The organism is Sphingomonas sp. P2_B6 (assembly GCF_056404755.1).
Map to the genome: position 1 here is coordinate 22056 of NZ_JBFUDK010000016.1, position 16291 is coordinate 38346.

14 protein-coding genes are annotated in these 16291 nt (G+C 66.5%); 11 read left to right on the forward strand and 3 right to left on the reverse strand.

What is annotated here, in order from left to right; translation table 11 throughout:
• Positions 1–6: 6 nt before the first annotated feature.
• Positions 7–2409 (reverse strand): TonB-dependent receptor, encoded by a 2403-nt coding sequence (locus AC1DX5_RS19350; protein ID WP_478016849.1) that lies wholly within the window; start codon positions 2407–2409, stop codon positions 7–9.
• A gap of 121 nt (positions 2410–2530) precedes the next feature.
• The gene (locus tag AC1DX5_RS19355) at positions 2531–2920 is read right to left on the reverse strand and encodes a winged helix-turn-helix domain-containing protein (protein ID WP_465170248.1); all 390 of its coding nucleotides are present in this window, start codon (positions 2918–2920) and stop codon (positions 2531–2533) included.
• A 157-nt stretch (positions 2921–3077) separates the two neighbouring features.
• Between AC1DX5_RS19355 and AC1DX5_RS19360 the strand changes: the two genes are divergently transcribed.
• Positions 3078–4055: a 50S ribosomal protein L11 methyltransferase gene (locus tag AC1DX5_RS19360; protein ID WP_478016851.1), complete on the forward strand. Its 978-nt coding sequence runs from the start codon at positions 3078–3080 to the stop codon at positions 4053–4055.
• 29 nt (positions 4056–4084) lie between these two features.
• Here the strand turns inward: AC1DX5_RS19360 and phhA are convergent, their stop codons facing one another.
• Positions 4085–4960, reverse strand: coding sequence for a phenylalanine 4-monooxygenase (gene phhA / locus AC1DX5_RS19365; RefSeq protein WP_478016852.1), 876 nt, complete (start codon positions 4958–4960; stop codon positions 4085–4087).
• Between phhA and AC1DX5_RS19370 the strand changes: the two genes are divergently transcribed.
• From AC1DX5_RS19370 to AC1DX5_RS19415, 10 genes are all read left to right on the forward strand, one after another.
• Positions 4943–5677 (forward strand): TIGR02117 family protein, encoded by a 735-nt coding sequence (locus AC1DX5_RS19370; protein ID WP_478016854.1) that lies wholly within the window; start codon positions 4943–4945, stop codon positions 5675–5677. The two genes, phhA and AC1DX5_RS19370, sit on opposite strands and share 18 nt — an antisense overlap.
• The gene (locus AC1DX5_RS19375; RefSeq protein ID WP_478016961.1) at positions 5677–6375 is read left to right on the forward strand and encodes an esterase/lipase family protein; all 699 of its coding nucleotides are present in this window, start codon (positions 5677–5679) and stop codon (positions 6373–6375) included. The genes AC1DX5_RS19370 and AC1DX5_RS19375 overlap by 1 nt, the downstream gene beginning before the upstream one ends.
• Positions 6376–6634: 259 nt before the next feature.
• Positions 6635–8941 carry a TonB-dependent receptor gene (locus AC1DX5_RS19380; RefSeq protein ID WP_478016856.1) on the forward strand — a complete coding sequence of 769 codons (2307 nt, stop codon included), beginning with the start codon at positions 6635–6637 and terminating at the stop codon, positions 8939–8941.
• Positions 8942–8974: 33 nt separating this feature from the next.
• Positions 8975–10279, forward strand: a complete 1305-nt coding sequence (locus tag AC1DX5_RS19385) for a spinster family MFS transporter (protein ID WP_478016858.1) — start codon at positions 8975–8977, stop codon at positions 10277–10279.
• A complete protein-coding gene (locus tag AC1DX5_RS19390) occupies positions 10276–11901 on the forward strand; it encodes a carboxylesterase/lipase family protein (RefSeq protein WP_478016861.1) in 1626 nt (541 codons plus the stop codon). The genes AC1DX5_RS19385 and AC1DX5_RS19390 overlap by 4 nt, the downstream gene beginning before the upstream one ends.
• On the forward strand, positions 11898–13481 hold the full coding sequence (locus tag AC1DX5_RS19395; protein ID WP_478016864.1) for an AMP-binding protein: 1584 nt from the start codon (positions 11898–11900) through the stop codon (positions 13479–13481). Before AC1DX5_RS19390 ends, AC1DX5_RS19395 begins: the two co-directional genes overlap by 4 nt.
• Before the next feature lie 59 nt (positions 13482–13540).
• Positions 13541–14236, forward strand: coding sequence for a TetR/AcrR family transcriptional regulator (locus tag AC1DX5_RS19400; RefSeq protein ID WP_465174518.1), 696 nt, complete (start codon positions 13541–13543; stop codon positions 14234–14236).
• A 143-nt stretch (positions 14237–14379) separates the two neighbouring features.
• Positions 14380–15075: a flavin reductase family protein gene (locus AC1DX5_RS19405; RefSeq protein WP_478016866.1), complete on the forward strand. Its 696-nt coding sequence runs from the start codon at positions 14380–14382 to the stop codon at positions 15073–15075.
• A 62-nt stretch (positions 15076–15137) separates the two neighbouring features.
• Positions 15138–15827, forward strand: coding sequence for a helix-turn-helix transcriptional regulator (locus AC1DX5_RS19410; protein WP_478016867.1), 690 nt, complete (start codon positions 15138–15140; stop codon positions 15825–15827).
• 95 nt (positions 15828–15922) lie between these two features.
• Positions 15923–16291, forward strand: coding sequence for a VOC family protein (locus AC1DX5_RS19415; protein WP_478016869.1), 369 nt, complete (start codon positions 15923–15925; stop codon positions 16289–16291).

Here is a 16291-nt window from a genome sequence, read left to right on the forward strand (position 1 = left end):
TTGAGACTATTGCCGGGCGCGGAAGGTCAGGCCGATCGTCCGCGGGTCGCTGGGCGTCGCGAGGATAAGGCCCGAATTGCCGGCCTGGATCGTGACGTTCTGGATATAATCCCGGTCGAACAGGTTGCGCGCGAACAGCGCCACTTCCCAGCCATGCCCGCTGCGGATGCCGATGCTGCCATTCACCACGGTATAGCCCGGGATCACGGTGAAGCGCGATCCGGTCGGGTCGCCGAACTGCTTCGTCTTCGCATTGGCGTCGAGATGCACGAACGCCTTGCCGCCGCTGCCGAAGCCGGGGACCGCATGGGCATAATCCGCCCCGATGGTGGTCGACCATTTCGGCAGGCCGGGCAGCCCGACCCCTGTGAGGTTGCAGGGCGCGGCGGCGTTGCCGATCAGTTCGATCGGGCACGGGCCATTGGGGTATTTCGCATATTTGCCATCGGCATAGGCGACCGACGCGCGTAGCGAGACGTCGCGGGCGACCAGCGCGGTGGCGTCGGCCTCGACCCCCTTGACCGTGACCAGCGGGATATTGGCGAGATAAGTGCGCAGCGCCGCCGCGGCGCGGGTATCGCTGACGTTCGACTGGAAATCGGTGACGCGGGTGTAATAGCCATCGATGTTGAGGATCAGCCGGTTGTCGAACAGCCGGGTCTTCACGCCCACCTCATAGGCCGTATTCTGCTCCGGCTTCACCACCGCCGTGCCGAGCGCGGGCAGGTTCTGGTCGTTGAGCGGCAGGCCCGACATGTTGATGCCGCCCGACTTCGCCCCGCGCGCGAAGCTGGCATAGCCGAGCACATTGTCGGTGGCCTGCCAGGCGATGTTGGCGCGGCCGGTGAGCGCGCCGTCGCCGATCGTCGCGGCATAGCTCTGCCCGCGCAGGATCGACAGCTTGGCGTTGACCAGCGCGGTGTTGGAGGTGGCGAGACCGCCGAACACGAAGGTGTCGTAGCTGCCCTTCTTGTCCTCCCAGGTGTAGCGCAGGCCCGCGGTCAGCGTCAGGCGATCGACCGGGCGCCAGTTGACCTCACCGAACGCGGCATAGCTGTTCGACTGGAAATCGGTGCGCCCGTCCGTGCCGTACCCGTCGAGCAGATTGGCCGGCACGGGTGTGGCATTGGCGCCGGTGCTCGGCCCGATCAGCCAATAGGCCGCCTGCGGGCCATAGATCGAGATCGGCCGGCCGATGACGCGCTGGCGGAAGAAATAGAGGCCGCCGACATAGCTGAGCGGGCCATTGCCGTTCGAGGCGACGCGCAATTCCTGGCTATACTGGTCCTGCCGCGAGGGAATGTGCTGCACCGTCTGGATCGGGATGCCGGTATAGTCGCGGTCGTTCGCCGCATCCCAGTTCCAGAAACGCCAGGCGCTGACCGAGGTCAGGGTGACCGGGCCGACATTCCAGTCGGCGATCGCCGAGACGCCGCCTTCATTGGTGTCGACACCGAGCGGCGCATCGATATCGGTGACGCGGTCATAGGGGTTGAGGCTGGGCGGCGCATAGCCGAGCCCGGCGGCGAGTGCGGGATATTGCCGCGACAGGGTGCGCAGCGACGCGGGCCGTTCCGCCACGCGGTAATAGACCTGGGTGCAGCAATTGCTTTCGAAATTGGTGAAATCGGCGATCAGGCGGAGCTGGAACAGCTCGGACGGCTTGTAGAGCAGCTGCCCGCGCACGGCCTGGTTGCCGATGCCATTATGGTCCTGCCCGGTGCGGACATTGTCGATCACGCCGTCGCGGCGGGTGACGACGGCGGAAATGCGCGCCGCCAGCACATCGCCGATCAGCGGGCCGGAGGCGGCGACCTTGGCCTGGACGAAGTTGAAGCTGCCGACCGACAGCTCTTCGGTCGCTTCGGGCGTGAAGGTCGGCAGGCGCGTGGTGATGTTGATCGCGCCGGCGGTGCTGTTCTTGCCGAACAGGGTGCCCTGCGGTCCGCGCAGGACCTCGACCTGGCCCACATCGCTGAAGTCGAACGCGGCGGTGGCGGGGCGGGCGTGATAGACCTGATCGACATAGAAGCCGACGCCCGGCTCCAGCCCGTCATTGGCCTGGCTGACCGCGACCACGCTGCTGCCGAGCCCCCGGATGGTGAAGGCGGTGTTGCGCGGATTGGCCGAGCTGTAGTTGAGCGCGGGCACCAGTTGCGACAGTTGCTGCGTGTTCACGGTATAGGAGCGGTCGAGCAGCGCGCCATCGACCACTGACAGCGATCCCGGAATATGCTGCGCGTCCTCGGCGCGGCGACGGGCGGTGACGGTCACCTCACCGAGCGCGGGATCGTCCTCCGCATCGTCGCGCACCGCGGCGGCGGGGCTCGCGACGATCTGCGCGCCGGCGGGGGCTGCACAGGCAGTGAAAAGAAACACGAGCGCCGCGCCGGACCGAAGTGCGTCCATCGAAATCCCCTTTTGTTCGACCTGCCATTTGGCTGCGCGTCGAGTCGATATATATGCCCGTATATAGTGTGATCGGATCGGGGAAAGCGCCGGGCGTCGCGGAAGTGCCGCCAATCGGGGTTTATTTTCGGGCCGGGCCCGGCCTGGCGGGGAGCGGCGTCTCGCGGACCAGCGCGCTGAGGCGCCGATAGGCGTCGCCTTCAGTCACGACGGCGGCCTCGGCCTCGAGCTCCCGATAGGCAGCGAGCACCGCCCTGCCCTGATCGGTCAGGTGCGCGCCGCGGTCGCTGCTGCCGCCGGCCTGGGTCTCGACCAGCCGCTCCCGGAAGCTGCGGTTCATCTCGTCGACGAGCAGCCAGATGCGGCGATAGCTCATGCCGAGCGACCGGCCCGCCGCCGAGATCGACCCGTCGCGCTCGATCGCGGCGAGGATATCGGCCTTGCCGGGTCCCATCGCATAGCCGTCGCCGCACAGGAGCTGCAGCTTCAGCTTGAGCAGGCCGACCCGCATCCTATTGGCCCTTGCGTGCGCTGATGTTCATGATGCTTCCTTACGCCCGATCGACGCGGATCGGCCAGTGGGAACCATCGGAAGCGCGACCCCATGACCTTGTCGCCGCCGCGTTCTTCTGCTTGGCGGTTCGAAAGAATGGAGACACAGGCACGTCATGGCCGAAAGCTGGAAACTGACCTTGCCCTGCACCCGCGACGAAGCGGAGGCGATCGACTTCGAAGCCGAGGCGCTGGCCGCGCTCGACCCGGCGCCGGTGCTGCTGACCAGCGAGGAAGTCGAGGACGATCCGCTGCGCTGGCGGCTCGACGCCTTTTTCGACGGCAAGCCCGATGCGGCGACGGTGACGGCGGTGCGCGCGCTGGTGCCGAGCGGGGCGAACAGCAAGGCGAAGCCCGAACCGGTGGTCGAGCAGGACTGGGTCACCTTGAGCCAGGCCGGGATCGAGCCAGTCCATGCCGGGCGCTTCTATATCCATACCGAGGCCAATCGCGGCACGGTGCCGCCGGGCACGCGCGCCTTCCGGATCGAGGCGAGCCGGGCGTTCGGCACGGGGCAGCACCAGACGACGACCGGCTGCCTGCTGACGCTCGACGCGCTGAAGCGGCGCGGGGCGATGTTCCGCAATATCGTCGATGTCGGGACGGGCACCGGGCTGCTCGCCTTTGCCGCGATGCATCTCTGGCCGCGCGCCTATGCCACCGCGTCCGACATCGATCCGGCGTCGATCGAGGTGACGGCGGACAATGCCGATCTCAACGGCGTGGCGCTGGGGCATGGCAAGGGACATCTGGCGCTGGCGGTCGCCTCGGGGCTCGACCACCCACTGATCCTCCGGCGGGCGCCGTACGACCTGATCGTCGCCAACATCCTGGCCGGGCCGCTGATCGCGCTGGCACCCGCGATCGCGGCGGCGCTGGAGCCGGGCGGGACGTTGGTGCTGGCGGGATTGCTGGAGACGCAGGCAGCGGCGGTGGCGCGGGCCTATCGGCGCGAGGGGCTGTTCCTCGCCGGGCGAACGCAGATCGGGGACTGGCCGACCCTGCGGTTGCGCAAGCGGCAGCGGGTCGGATGGCGGCGGCCGGTGCGCGACAGCGGCAAGACGGCGGAGACGCCGGGGTTCGGGAGCTGGTAACTCCAATTCCTCCCCGGCACGGGAAGGATTTAGAGCGCCGCAGCCTTCTCCAGCGCATAGGCCTGTGTGCCATGCGTCAGGACCAGGTCATCCGGCAGGATCTCCGCGACCGGCACATCCGGCTCGGCCATGATCTCGGCATAGAGCGGGGCGAAATCCGTCTCGACCGTCACCCGCAACAGCTCGTCGAAGCTGGGGATCACGAAGTAATTCTGCTGGAAATCGTCGATCCGATAGTCGGTGCGCATCACCCGCTTCAGATCGAAGGCGATGCGGTTGGGGCTGGGATCGTCGAGCGCGAAGCGGCTCTCGGCGAAACTCGAGACGATGCCCGAACCGTAGATGCGCAGGCCCTCGGGCTCGGCGATCAGGCCGAACTCCACGGTGTACCAGTAGAGCCGGGCGAGATGCTTGAGCGCGCCGAGCTCCAGCGCACGCTGGCCGCCCCGGCCATAGGCCTCTAAATAATCGGCGAACACCGGGTCGGCGAGCATCGGCACATGGCCGAACACGTCGTGGAACACGTCGGGTTCCTGCAGATAATCGAGCTGGTCCGGCCGGCGGATGAAATTGCCCGCGACGAAACGCCGGTTCGCCATATGATCGAAGAACACGTCATCGGGCACCAGGCCAGGCACCGCCACCACCTGCCAGCCGGTCAGCCCCATCAGCCGTTCGGACAATTCCGCGAAATCCGGGATGCCGGGCTTGGACAGCTTGAGCACGTCGAGCCCGCGCAGATAGGCCTCGGACGCGCGGCCGGGGAGCAGTTTCGCCTGGCGGTCGAACAGCGTGTCCCACACCGCATGCTCGTCCGCGGTATAATGGGACCAGTCCTGCGGGACGGTCCAGTCCGGTGCCGCGCCTTCCGGCGGACGATCGAGAACATGCGTTTCTTCGGCCATGAAAAATGCCATATCACAGTCGCGATGCCGCCGAAAATCCATCCCTTCCGGCACGGCGCGAGACTGGCGGGGGCCGCGTTTGCCGGGCTGATCGGGATTCTGCTGGCCTATGCCGCCGCCGGCATGACCGGCGGGGCGATACCCTCCAACGCCGCCTGGACCGAGCCCGAGTCGGGCGTGCGCATCTATATCGAGAGCAACGGCGTCCATACCGGCATCGTCGTGCCGCAGACCGGCGGGGGCGAGGACTGGGGCGACCTGCTCCAGCCGGGCGACCTGCGCGATCCGGGCTATGCCCGGTACAGCCATGTCTCGATCGGCTGGGGCGACCGCACCTTCTATGTCGAGACGCCGACCTGGGCGGACGTGAAACCGCTGACCGTGCTGGCCGCGGCGGCGGGCAGCGAGCGCACCGTGATGCATGTGGCCCATGTGCCCGAACCGCGCGTTGACGCGGATATGCGGAGCATCGTGCTGCGCCCAGAGGAATATCGCCGCCTTGCCGCCTTTATCCGCGCCAGCTTCCGCGCCGACAACGGCCAGCGCCCCGCGCACCAGTTCGGCTATGGCGATTACGACGCCTTTTACGACGCGCGTGGCCGCTACAGCGCGACCCAGACCTGCAACGCCTGGACCGGCGACGCGCTGCGCCATGCCGGCGTGCGCGTCGGGGCCTGGACGCCCTTTCCCGTGACGGTGATGGGATGGTTCCAGTGATGATGACCGACGCCAAGGCCCCGTCCCTGCTGCTCTGGGCGATGGAAGTACCGCGCGGCGCGATCGGGCTCGGCCAGCTCTTCTGGGACCGGCGCCTGCGCAGCGACGGGCCGAAGGGCGACGGTCGGCCGGTGCTGATCCTGCCGGGCCTGGTCAATGCCGACCGGTCGAACGTCGCGATGCGCAACTATCTCAACCGGCTCGGCTACCGCGCTCATGGCTGGGGGCTGGGCCGCAATTTCGGGGCGCGCGCGATCGGGCCCGAAGGCGAGAAGCTGTTCGAGCGCATCCGCGCCATCCATGACGAGACCGGCGAGAAGGTGACGCTGATCGGCATCAGCCTGGGCGGGATCATGGCGCGGATGGCGGCGCACCGCATGCCCGAGCTGGTGCGCGAGGTGATCACGGTCAGCTCGCCCTTCGCGGGCAGCCCGCGCGCGACCAATGTGTGGCGCGCCTTCGAATGGCTGACCGGCGACCGCATCGACGATCCCAAGGTGGTGGCGCTGGGGCATGAGGTGGCCGAACCCCTGCCCGTCCCTGCTACCGCGATCTGGAGCGCCAGCGACGGGCTGGTCAACGGCGCGATCTGCCGGGAGCCGGGCTGTCGCAGCGTCGAGGTGCGGAGCAGCCATATCGGCGTTCAGGTGCGGCCCGAAGTGTTGCTGGCGATCGCGAAGATATTGGGCGGGGCGTAGCGCGCTTCTTCCTCCCCTCCCGCTCGCGGGAGGGGACCGAGGGGTGGGCGCCCGGTCTCCACAAACGGTGCATCCGAGGATAGCGCGAGCCCACCCCTAGCCCCTCCCGCAAGCGGGAGGGGGACTTACCGTCGCGCTATCTGACCCCTCTTAATGTTATTCACACGCGTGAGAGTGAGTGTTGACATCGGCAGGCGAGACCGGCATTCTCTCCCTCACATCGCCGGCACCAACGATCGGCGTTCATGGGAGAGAGAACATGAGGGCCATTCTTCTTGCGTCGGCTTGCGCCGCCGCGTTCGTCGTATCGGCAACGCCCGCGCTGGCGCAGAGCACTGAACCGGAATCGACCGGACAGGACGAGGCTCACGACGCGTCCGGCAACGACATCATCGTCACCGCCACCCGCCGCAACGAACGCATCCAGGACGTGCCGCTCAGCGTCACCGCCTTCTCGCAGGAACAGTTGACCGAAAAGGGTATCGTCGGCTTCGAAGGCATCGCCCGCGAGACGCCGGGCGTGGTGCTCAACCGCCCGACCCAGAATTTCAACAATTTCACCGCGCGCGGCATCGCCACCAACGGGTACAACGCCAATCTGCAAAGCTCGGTCGCCGTCTATATCGACGAACTGCCGGTCTCGACCATCGGCAACACCACGGTGGTCGATCCCAATCTGTTCGACGTCGAGCGTGTCGAGTTCCTGCGCGGGCCGCAGGGCACCTTGTTCGGATCGGGCTCGCTGTCGGGCGCCATGCGCATCCTGACCAAGAGCCCGAACCTTCACGAGTTCGATTATTCCGCGCTCGCCGATATCGGCCTGACCGGATCGGATTCGGTGCGCCAGCGCTACAATGTGATGGTCAACATCCCCGTCGTGAGTGACAAGCTCGCGATCCGCGGCGTCGGCTTCTATCGCCATGAAGACGGTTATCTCGACAATGTCGGCACCGGCGTCCACAATTCGAACAAGCTGATCGACTGGGGCGGCCGCCTCGTCGCCTTGTGGCGGCCGACCGACCGGCTGTCGATCAAGCTGCTCGGCTCGTACGAGAACAGCGATCCCAAGGATTCCTCGCTGACCAGCCCGTCGCTGGGTCGCGAGAAGCGCGTGTCGGACCAGCCCGACCGCTTTACCGGCAAGCAGACGGTGATCAACGGCACGCTCGATTACGACTTCGATTTTGCCAAGCTGACCAGTTCGTCGACCTATTCGAAGTTCGACCAGCGTTTCTGGGTCGATCTCGCGGGCACCTTCGCGCCCGGATCCTTTGTCGGCGCGCCGATCGCCTTCGGCCTGGACGCCAATGCCTATGACAAGGTGTTCGTGCAGGAGACCCGGCTGGTCTCGTCGCTCGACGGCCCGCTCCAGTTCGTGCTGGGCGGCTTCTATCTGAACCGCCGCCGCGACGTGGATTATTTCTACCGGTCCAGCCTTCCCTTCCTGCAGGCGCGCGGCCTGACCGGCCTGCCCGACCAATATTATCAGAAGCAATATACCCATCAGATCAGCGAGGAACTGGCCGGATTCGGCGAGCTGACCTATCGCTTCTCAAGCAAGTTCTGGCTGACTGGCGGTATGCGCTACGGACGTACCTCAGCTCAGGGATTCACTGAGCCGGGCGGCTATCTCGCGACGGCGTTCGGCCAGAATTACTTTACCTATGCGCTGCTCAAGATTCCGGTGAAGTTCGATACCTTCACGCCGTACACCGCGGTGACGGGCGTCAAGGCATCGGGTTCGAAGCCGAGCTGGAAGGCCAGCGCGAGCTTCAAGCCGACCGAGTCGGTGACGACCTATGCCACCTTCTCCACCGGCTTCCGCGCGCCGATCGTGAACGCGTTCGCCGGACGGCCGAGCCTGGTCAATCCCAACGACATCATCATCCCCAATGGCGCGTCGTCGGACGATCTGAAGAGCTATGAGATCGGCGCCAAGGGGCGGTTCCTCAATGGCCAGGTGACGATCAACCTCGCCGCCTATCTGATCGACTGGACCAATATCCAGGCGCAGGCCAATCGCGTATCGGACTCGGTGCAGTTCGCCACCAATATCGGCGGCGCGCGCAGCAAGGGTTTCGAGGTCGAGATGGGCATCATTCCCGCCAAGGACGTGTTCATCGGCCTGAACGCCTCGTACAATGATTCGAAGATCACCAAGCTCAGCGCGACCGAGGCGGCGATTTCCGGCGCGGTCCTCGGCCACAGGCTATCGGCGCCGCGGCTCCAGGGCGCGCTCTATGCTTCTTATGGCTTCGATCTGGGCAACGAAACCCGGGCGAACCTCGCCGTGAACGCGCAATATGTCGGATCGTACAACAGCTCGTTCCCGAATACGCCGGGCGCGCCGACCGTGCGCCTGGTGACCTTTGGCGAGACCGACGAATTCGTGAACACCAACCTGACCTTCGGGCTGAAGCGCGGCGATATCTCGGCGCAGCTTTATGTCGAGAATGTCTTCGACGATCACTCGGTCACCTACATCCATCCCGAAGCGTTTCTCGTCAGCCGGTTCGGCACGCTCAGGCCGCGCACCATCGGCATCCGCCTCGGCTATGGTCTCTGATCGGTGGCGGCCGGCTCCATTCCTCCGATCGGCGTGACGGAGCCGGCCGCTGCGCGTTCCACCGGGGTGGTCGGCACGCGCTCATGGCTCATGCTGATCACGCTCACCTTCGTCTATGTGCTCAACTTCCTCGACCGGCAGCTGATCGGTATCCTCGCCAAGCCGATCCAGGACTCGCTCCAGGTCAGCGACGGCCAGCTCGGCCTGATCGGCGGCCTCTATTTCGCGATGTTCTATTGCTTCATCGCGATCCCGGTCGGCTGGCTCGCCGACCGGACCAACCGCGTCAACGTGCTGTCGCTCGCCTGCGCGATCTGGAGCGGGGCGACGATCGCCTGCGGCATGGCCGCGACCTACCCGCAGCTCGTCGTCGCGCGCATGCTCGTCGGTTTCGGTGAAGCCGGCGGCGTGCCGCCATCCTATGCGATCATCACCGACACCTATCCGCCCGGCAAGCGCGCCGCCGCGCTCGGCATCTTCAATCTCGGCCCGGCGATCGGCGCCGCGATCGGCGTCGCCTTCGGTGCGGCGATCGCGGAGCGGTTCGGCTGGCGCATGCCCTTCATCATCATCGGCGTGATCGGCATCGTCACGGCGCTGCTGGTGCGGCTGTTCCTGCGCGAGCCGGAACGCGGCGCGACCGACCAGGTGCGCGTGCAGGGCGGTGCTGACAAGGCCGAGTTCTGGCCGACCGTGCGCATGTTCTTTTCGCATCCCGTGCTGATGCTCGCGGCGCTGGGCAGTGGCGCGACCCAGTTCGTCACCTATGGCCTGGGCAATTTCGCCGTGCTGTTCCTGATGCGCGACAAGGGCATGGTGCTGAGCGAAGTCGCGATCTGGTACGCGCTGGTGCTGGTTGTCGGCATGGGCGGCGGGATGGTCATTTCCGGCCGGGTGATCGACCGCATGACGCGACGCTCGCGCGCGGGCTATGCCGTCGCACCCGCGCTGTCGCTCGCCGTCGCCATGCCCTTCTATCTCGCCTTTATCTGGGCGCCGACCTGGCCGCTGGCGCTCGCGCTGCTCGCCGTCGTGATGATGTTCAACTATTTCTATCTCTCCGCGTCCGTCGCGCTGGTGCAGGACGAGGTCAGGCCCAATCAGCGCGTGCTGGCCGGGGCGCTGCTGCTGCTGGTGATGAACTTCATCGGCCTCGGGCTCGGGCCGACCTGGGTCGGCCAGGCGAGCGACTGGTTCAAGGCGCATGGCCACGCCCAATATCTGCAATCAGCCCTGTACACGCTGACGCCCTTCTATCTGATCGCGATCGCGCTCTTCCTCTGGCTCGCGCGGATCCTGCGCCGCGAGAACCGCAACTCCGTCGAGATATCCGCATGAAACACTATCGTCTCGCCGCGCTGGCGGCTCTCCTGGTCACCGGCCCGGCGCTTGCCCAATCGGCGACGGTCGATGCTCCCGCCGGCACCGTGCAGGGCAGCGTCCAGCGCAATGTCAGCGTCTTCAAGGGCATCCCCTATGCCCAGCCGCCGGTAGGGCAGATGCGCTGGAAGGCGCCGGCCCCTCTCCCGGCCTGGCAGGGCGTGCGCAAGGCGACGGAATTCGGTCCGGCCTGCGTCCAGCCGCATTCGCGCGGCCCGAGCATCTACAGCAACCCGCCCGCGAAGATGAGCGAGGATTGCCTGACGCTCAACATCTGGGCGCCCAGGGACGCGAAGAAGCTGCCGGTGTTCGTCTGGATCCATGGCGGCGCGCTGGTCAGCGGCTACAGCCATGAGCCGGTCTATGACGGTGCGCGCATGGCGGCGAAAGGCGCGGTCGTCGTCTCGATCAACTACCGGCTCGGCATCCTCGGCTATCTCGCCCATCCCGCGCTGAGCGCTGAGTCGGCGGAAGGCATTTCGGGCAATTACGGCCTGCTCGACCAGATCGCGGCGCTGGAATGGGTGAAGCGCAACATCGGCGCGTTCGGCGGTGACACCGGTAACGTGACGATCGCCGGGGAATCGGCGGGCGGGCTGAGCGTGATGTACCTGATGGCCTCGCCGCGGGCGCGCGGGCTGTTCCACAAGGCGATCGCCGAAAGCGCCTATATGATCTCCACGCCAGAGCTGAAGCAGACGGCGCACGGAACGCCCTCCGCCGAAGCCGCGGGCGTTCAGGCAATGACCGTGCTGGGTGCCGCCGACCTGCCGGCGCTGCGCGCGATGGACGCGGAGAAGATCACCGACACCGCGGCGGCCAAGGGCTATGGCCCCTGGGGCGCGATCGACGGCAAGGTGCTGACCCGCCAGCTCGTCGACACCTGGGATCGCGGCGAGCAGGCTCCGGTGCCGGTTCTCGCCGGCTTCAACAGCGGCGAGATCCGCTCGCTGCGCATCCTGCTGCCGCCGGCGCCGGCGAATGCCGCAGCCTATGAGGCAGCGATCCGCAGCCGCTATGGCGATCTCGCCGATTATTATCTCGCGCTCTATCCCTCGGCCACGATCGACGAGAGCATGCTCGCCAACACCCGCGACGCGCTTTACGGCTGGACATCGACCCGGCTCGCGATCGGCCAGACCGCGATCGGCCAGCGCGGCTATCTCTATCTGTTCGACCATGGTTATCCTGCCGCGGACGACAATGGACTGCACGCCTTCCACGCCTCGGAACTGCCCTATGTCTTCGGCACGGCCGGCCAGACCCCGCCTTATTGGCCCAAGGTGCCCGACGCGCTGGCCGAGCGGCGCCTGTCCGATGCGATGATGAGCTATTGGGTGTCGTTTGCGACCACCGGCGATCCCGTCGCCAAGGACCAGCCCGCCTGGCAGCCTTATGGCAAGGACGCGAATTACATGGCCTTCGCCCAGGCGCCGACGCCGGGCAGGAAGCTGTTCCCAGGGATGTTCGCGCTGCACGAAGCGGCGGTGTGCCGCCGGCGGGCGGCGGGCGACCAGCCATGGAACTGGAATACCGGCGTCTTCTCCCCGGTTCTGGCAAAGGCGGCGACCTGCAAATGATCGACGGAGAAATGCAGCCGTTCGACCTGACGCTCGACAAGTTCCTAGAACACGCCGCCAAATGGCACCCCCGTCGCGAAGTCGTCACCGCGCGTGAGGATGGCGGGGTCGACCGGATCGGTTATGCCGGGCTGCTCGAGCGCAGCCAGCGCGTCTCGGCGGTGCTGGCCGGGCTCGGCGTGCGGACCGGCGACCGGGTCGCGACGCTTGCCTGGAACAGCCAGGCGCATGTCGAGGCCTGGTATGCAGTCATGGGCATGGGCGCGGTGTGCCACACGCTCAACCCGCGGCTGACCGGTGCGCAGCTCGGCGCGATGGTCGAGCAATCGGGCGCGCGCATCCTGATCGCCAGCGCCGACCTGATGCCGCTCGCCGCCCAGATCGTCGAGCGGGTACCGGCGATCGACTGCGTGCTCGTCATCGACGGCACGACTCAGCTCAAGGCCGGCGCGGCCTCCGTGCTCGCCCTCGAGCCGCTGATTGCCGAGGCCTGCGCAGATGTCGCCTGGGGCGGCTTCGACGAGACCGCGCCGTCCGGCCTGTGCTTCACCTCGGGCACGACCGGCGCCCCCAAGGGCGTGACCTATACCCACCGGTCGAGCTTCCTCCACACGCTGCGCCTGTTGCAGGCCGATGTGATGGCGATCTCCGGCGTCGACAGCGTGCTGGTGGTGGTGCCGATGTTCCATGCCAATGCCTGGGGCCTGCCCTTCGCGGTGCCCGCGGCGGGCGGCAAGCTGGTATTGCCCGGCCGGCAGATGGACGGTGCCAGCCTCGCGCGGCTGATCGCCGCCGAGGAGGTGACAATCGCCGTGGGCGTGCCTACCGTATGGCTCGGCCTGGTCGAGCATCTGGAGGCGACCGGTGGCGAGGTTCCGTCGCTGCAGCGCATCATCATGGGCGGCGCGCCGCTGCCGCCGGCGCTGATGGAGCGGATCGAGCGCCGGCTGGGCGTCACCATCCAGACGAGCTGGGGCATGACCGAGCTGTCGCCATCGGGCACGGTATCCCTGCCCAATGATCCGGCGCGGTCCGCCGCGCTGGCGGGTCGCCCGGCGATCGGGGTCGATCTGTTGCTGGTCGATGCCGATGGGGTCGCCCTGCCCCAGCAGCGCGGACCCGAAGGGCATCTGCGCGTGCGCGGCGCGGCGGTGGTCGAGCGCTATTTCGGGCAGGAGGAAAGCGCGACTGACGCGGATGGCTGGTTCGGGACGGGGGATCTCGCGCGGATCGACGCCGACGGCAACCTGATCATCACCGGGCGGGCCAAGGACCTGATCAAATCGGGCGGCGAATGGATCAACCCGGCCGAGATCGAGGCCGTGGTCGGCGCCCTGCCCGAAGTGTCGCTAGCAGCGGTGATCGGCCGCCAGGACGAGAAATGGGGCGAGCGCCCGATCCTGCTGGTCGAGATGCGCGACCATCAGGCGATGAGCGACGAAGCGCTGCTCGCGCCGCTCAAGGGCCGGGTCGCGCCCTGGTGGATCCCCGACGCGATCGTGCGCCTGCGGCACATGCCTCTGGCGTCGACGGGCAAGATCGACAAGATACGGTTGAGATCGGAATATGGCGGCGTTTGAGCCACGGTCCAGCTGCCGGCTGGCCCGACGCCAGCCACGGCAAGACAGAAAGGCGCTCATTGCCCGAAGACGTTACACCCCGCCGGCGTTCCACCAAGGCGGAACAGCGCGCCGAGATGATGGAGCAGATCCTCGACGCGGCCGAGTATCTCTTCTCGAAACATGGCCTGTACGGGGTGACCCTGAAGGATGTCGCGAAAAGCGTGGGCGTTCACCACACGCTGCTCAACTATTATTTCGACGACAAGAAGACGCTGTTCGACACGGTGTTCGCCAGGCGCGCGGTGGTGACGAGCGAGCGGCGGATGAAGGCGCTCGACGAATATGACGCCGCGACCGGCGGCAAGCCGAGCGTCGAGGGGGCGCTCCGCGCGTTCCTCGATACCGATCTTGACCTCTATATCGAGGGCGGCGAGGGCTGGAAGAACTACGCCGCGCTCGGCGCGCAGGTAGCCAATGTGCCCGAATGGGGCGCGGAACTGATGGACGCGCATTTCGACCCCGTCGTACTGCGCCTGATCAGCCTGTTGAAAAAGGCCCTGCCCGACTGCGCCGAGGCCGACATCTTCTGGGGTTATCACTTCGTCACCGGCGCGCTGATGCTGACGCTGGCGCGCACCGGGCGCATCGACAAGCTGTCGGGCGGCCTGTGCAAGTCGGACGACTTCGTCGCGGTGAAGGACCGCATGGCGTCGTTCATGGCGGCGGGTTTCGTGGAATTGTGCCGGCAGCGTTCGGGTACGACGGCGATCTGAGGCGGCCGCTTCATGAACCGCCGACGGACGCGTTGCGCAGTGCCGAAACGATCTTCGACAATCCCTTTTCAGCGCAAGTAACGGGGTTCTGCGCTACCCATAGGATCCCATAGGCGGCTCATCCTCAAGCGACGGAGCCTCTCATGAACGATCCCCATGTGACGATCGAACCCGCGATCCTCTATTTCGGCACGCCCGTGGTCCTTATCAGCACGCAGAATGAGGACGGCACGGCCAATCTTGCGCCGATGTCGTCGGCATGGTGGCTCGGCTGGCGTGCCATGCTCGGCCTCCAGACGTCGTCGCAGACACCGCAGAACATGATCCGGACGGGGCAGTGCGTGCTCAACCTGGCGTCACCCGCCCAGGCGGACGCAGTGAACAGGCTGGCGCGTCTCACCGGCACCGAGTCCATACCCGACCTGAAGCAGCGTCTGGGTTACGCCTATGAGCCTCGCAAGTTCGAAGCAGCCGGCGTGACGCCGATCGCATCGCAGACCGTGACCGCACCGCGCGTCTTGGAATGTCCCATCCAGCTGGAAGCCGTGGTGGCGGCGCGCCACGACATCATGGCCGACGACCCCCAGGTCGCCGGACTGATTTCGGCCTTCGAAGTGCGCATCACCCGTGTTCACGTGCATCCCGGCCTGCTCATGGACGGTCACGAGAACCGGATCGATCCCGCCAGGTGGCAGCCTCTCATCATGAACTTTCAGAAGCTCTATGGCGTCTCCAGTGCAGAGATCGTTCCGTCCCGCCTCGCGGCGATCGAAGAGCAGCACTATCGCATGCCTGACGTCGATCGCGCTCGCGAGGAGGTGCTCGAACTGGCGCTTTGAGATTTGACTGCACCTGCTGCCACATTATGGCAGCGGGACCAGACAACGACTGGAGGTGCCCCTTGTCGCGCGCGCAACGGCTTCTCGACCTGATTCAGGTGTTGCGCCGTCATCGGCGCGCCGTTGCGGGCGCCGTGCTGGCGGAAGAACTCGGCATATCCTTGCGGACGCTGTATCGCGACATCGATGCCCTGAAGGCACAGGGCGCGCACATCGATGGCGAAGCGGGCGTCGGCTATGTGCTCCGCCCGGGCTTCATGCTGCCGCCGCTGATGTTCTCCGAGGAGGAAATCGAGGCGCTGGTGCTCGGGTCGCGCTGGGTTTCGGAACGGGCGGACGGGCTTCTGGGCAAGGCTGCGCGCAACGTGCTCGCCAAGATCGGTGCGGTGCTTCCCGACGACCTGAAGGACAGTATCGACGCATCGGGCCTGTTGATCGGGCCGGGTGAGCCGATCGCCGCCGGAGATACCGAGCTTGCCGCGATCCGCGAGGCGATCCGGTCCGAACGAAGGGTGCAGATCGCCTATGCCGACGAACAGGGGCTCGCCACCCAGCGCGCGATCTGGCCCTTTGCGCTGGCCTTTTACGATCGCGTGCGGGTCGTCGTGGCATGGTGCGAATTGCGCGGGGGCTATCGCCATTTCAGGACCGACCGGATCACTGCGCTCGACGTGACGCCAGGCCGCTACCCGCGCCGGCGTGCCTCGCTGCTCAAGGATTGGCGGATGGTGCGCAATATCCCCGAGCAATGACCACGGCCTGACTGCTGACAGAAACTGACAGCATGATTGCGTAAAGCATTCTGGCCGGCGGGCGATCCCGCCTCCGCCGGCCAGAGGAGACCATCATGCCGGATTTCAGCTTCCTGCTGCTTCACGTCGAAGACGATGCAGCCAGCGCCGCCTTCTACCATGCACTGCTCGACATCCCGATCATCGAGCAAAAGCCGGGCTTTGCCATGTTGCCGTTGCGAGACGGAGTCATGCTTGGCCTGTGGGGGCGCGAGACGGTCGAGCCGAAGAGCAGCGGCCAGACCGGCGCCAGCGAGATTGCCTTTGCGGTCCCCGATGGGACCAGCGTCGAGGCGATTCATGCAGACTGGCAGCAGCGCGGCGTGCCGATCCTTCAGGCTCCGACACAGATGAGCTTCGGTACTACCTTCGTCGCGCTCGATCCCGATGGCCACCGGCTGCGCGTGTTCGCCCCGGGCACTTGA

What these genes read in the sequence shown, in the direction of transcription:
- AC1DX5_RS19405 (WP_478016866.1), top strand. Translation starts at nt 14,380, where the DNA reads ATGAACGATCCCCATGTGACGATCGAACCCGCGATCCTCTATTTCGGC.
- AC1DX5_RS19350 (WP_478016849.1), bottom strand. Translation starts at nt 2,409, where the DNA reads ATGGACGCACTTCGGTCCGGCGCGGCGCTCGTGTTTCTTTTCACTGCC.
- AC1DX5_RS19390 (WP_478016861.1), top strand. Translation starts at nt 10,276, where the DNA reads ATGAAACACTATCGTCTCGCCGCGCTGGCGGCTCTCCTGGTCACCGGC.
- AC1DX5_RS19415 (WP_478016869.1), top strand. Translation starts at nt 15,923, where the DNA reads ATGCCGGATTTCAGCTTCCTGCTGCTTCACGTCGAAGACGATGCAGCC.
- AC1DX5_RS19375 (WP_478016961.1), top strand. Translation starts at nt 5,677, where the DNA reads ATGATGACCGACGCCAAGGCCCCGTCCCTGCTGCTCTGGGCGATGGAA.
- phhA (WP_478016852.1), bottom strand. Translation starts at nt 4,960, where the DNA reads ATGGCCGAAGAAACGCATGTTCTCGATCGTCCGCCGGAAGGCGCGGCA.
- AC1DX5_RS19355 (WP_465170248.1), bottom strand. Translation starts at nt 2,920, where the DNA reads ATGCGGGTCGGCCTGCTCAAGCTGAAGCTGCAGCTCCTGTGCGGCGAC.
- AC1DX5_RS19370 (WP_478016854.1), top strand. Translation starts at nt 4,943, where the DNA reads ATGCGTTTCTTCGGCCATGAAAAATGCCATATCACAGTCGCGATGCCG.
- AC1DX5_RS19380 (WP_478016856.1), top strand. Translation starts at nt 6,635, where the DNA reads ATGAGGGCCATTCTTCTTGCGTCGGCTTGCGCCGCCGCGTTCGTCGTA.
- AC1DX5_RS19395 (WP_478016864.1), top strand. Translation starts at nt 11,898, where the DNA reads ATGATCGACGGAGAAATGCAGCCGTTCGACCTGACGCTCGACAAGTTC.
- AC1DX5_RS19360 (WP_478016851.1), top strand. Translation starts at nt 3,078, where the DNA reads ATGGCCGAAAGCTGGAAACTGACCTTGCCCTGCACCCGCGACGAAGCG.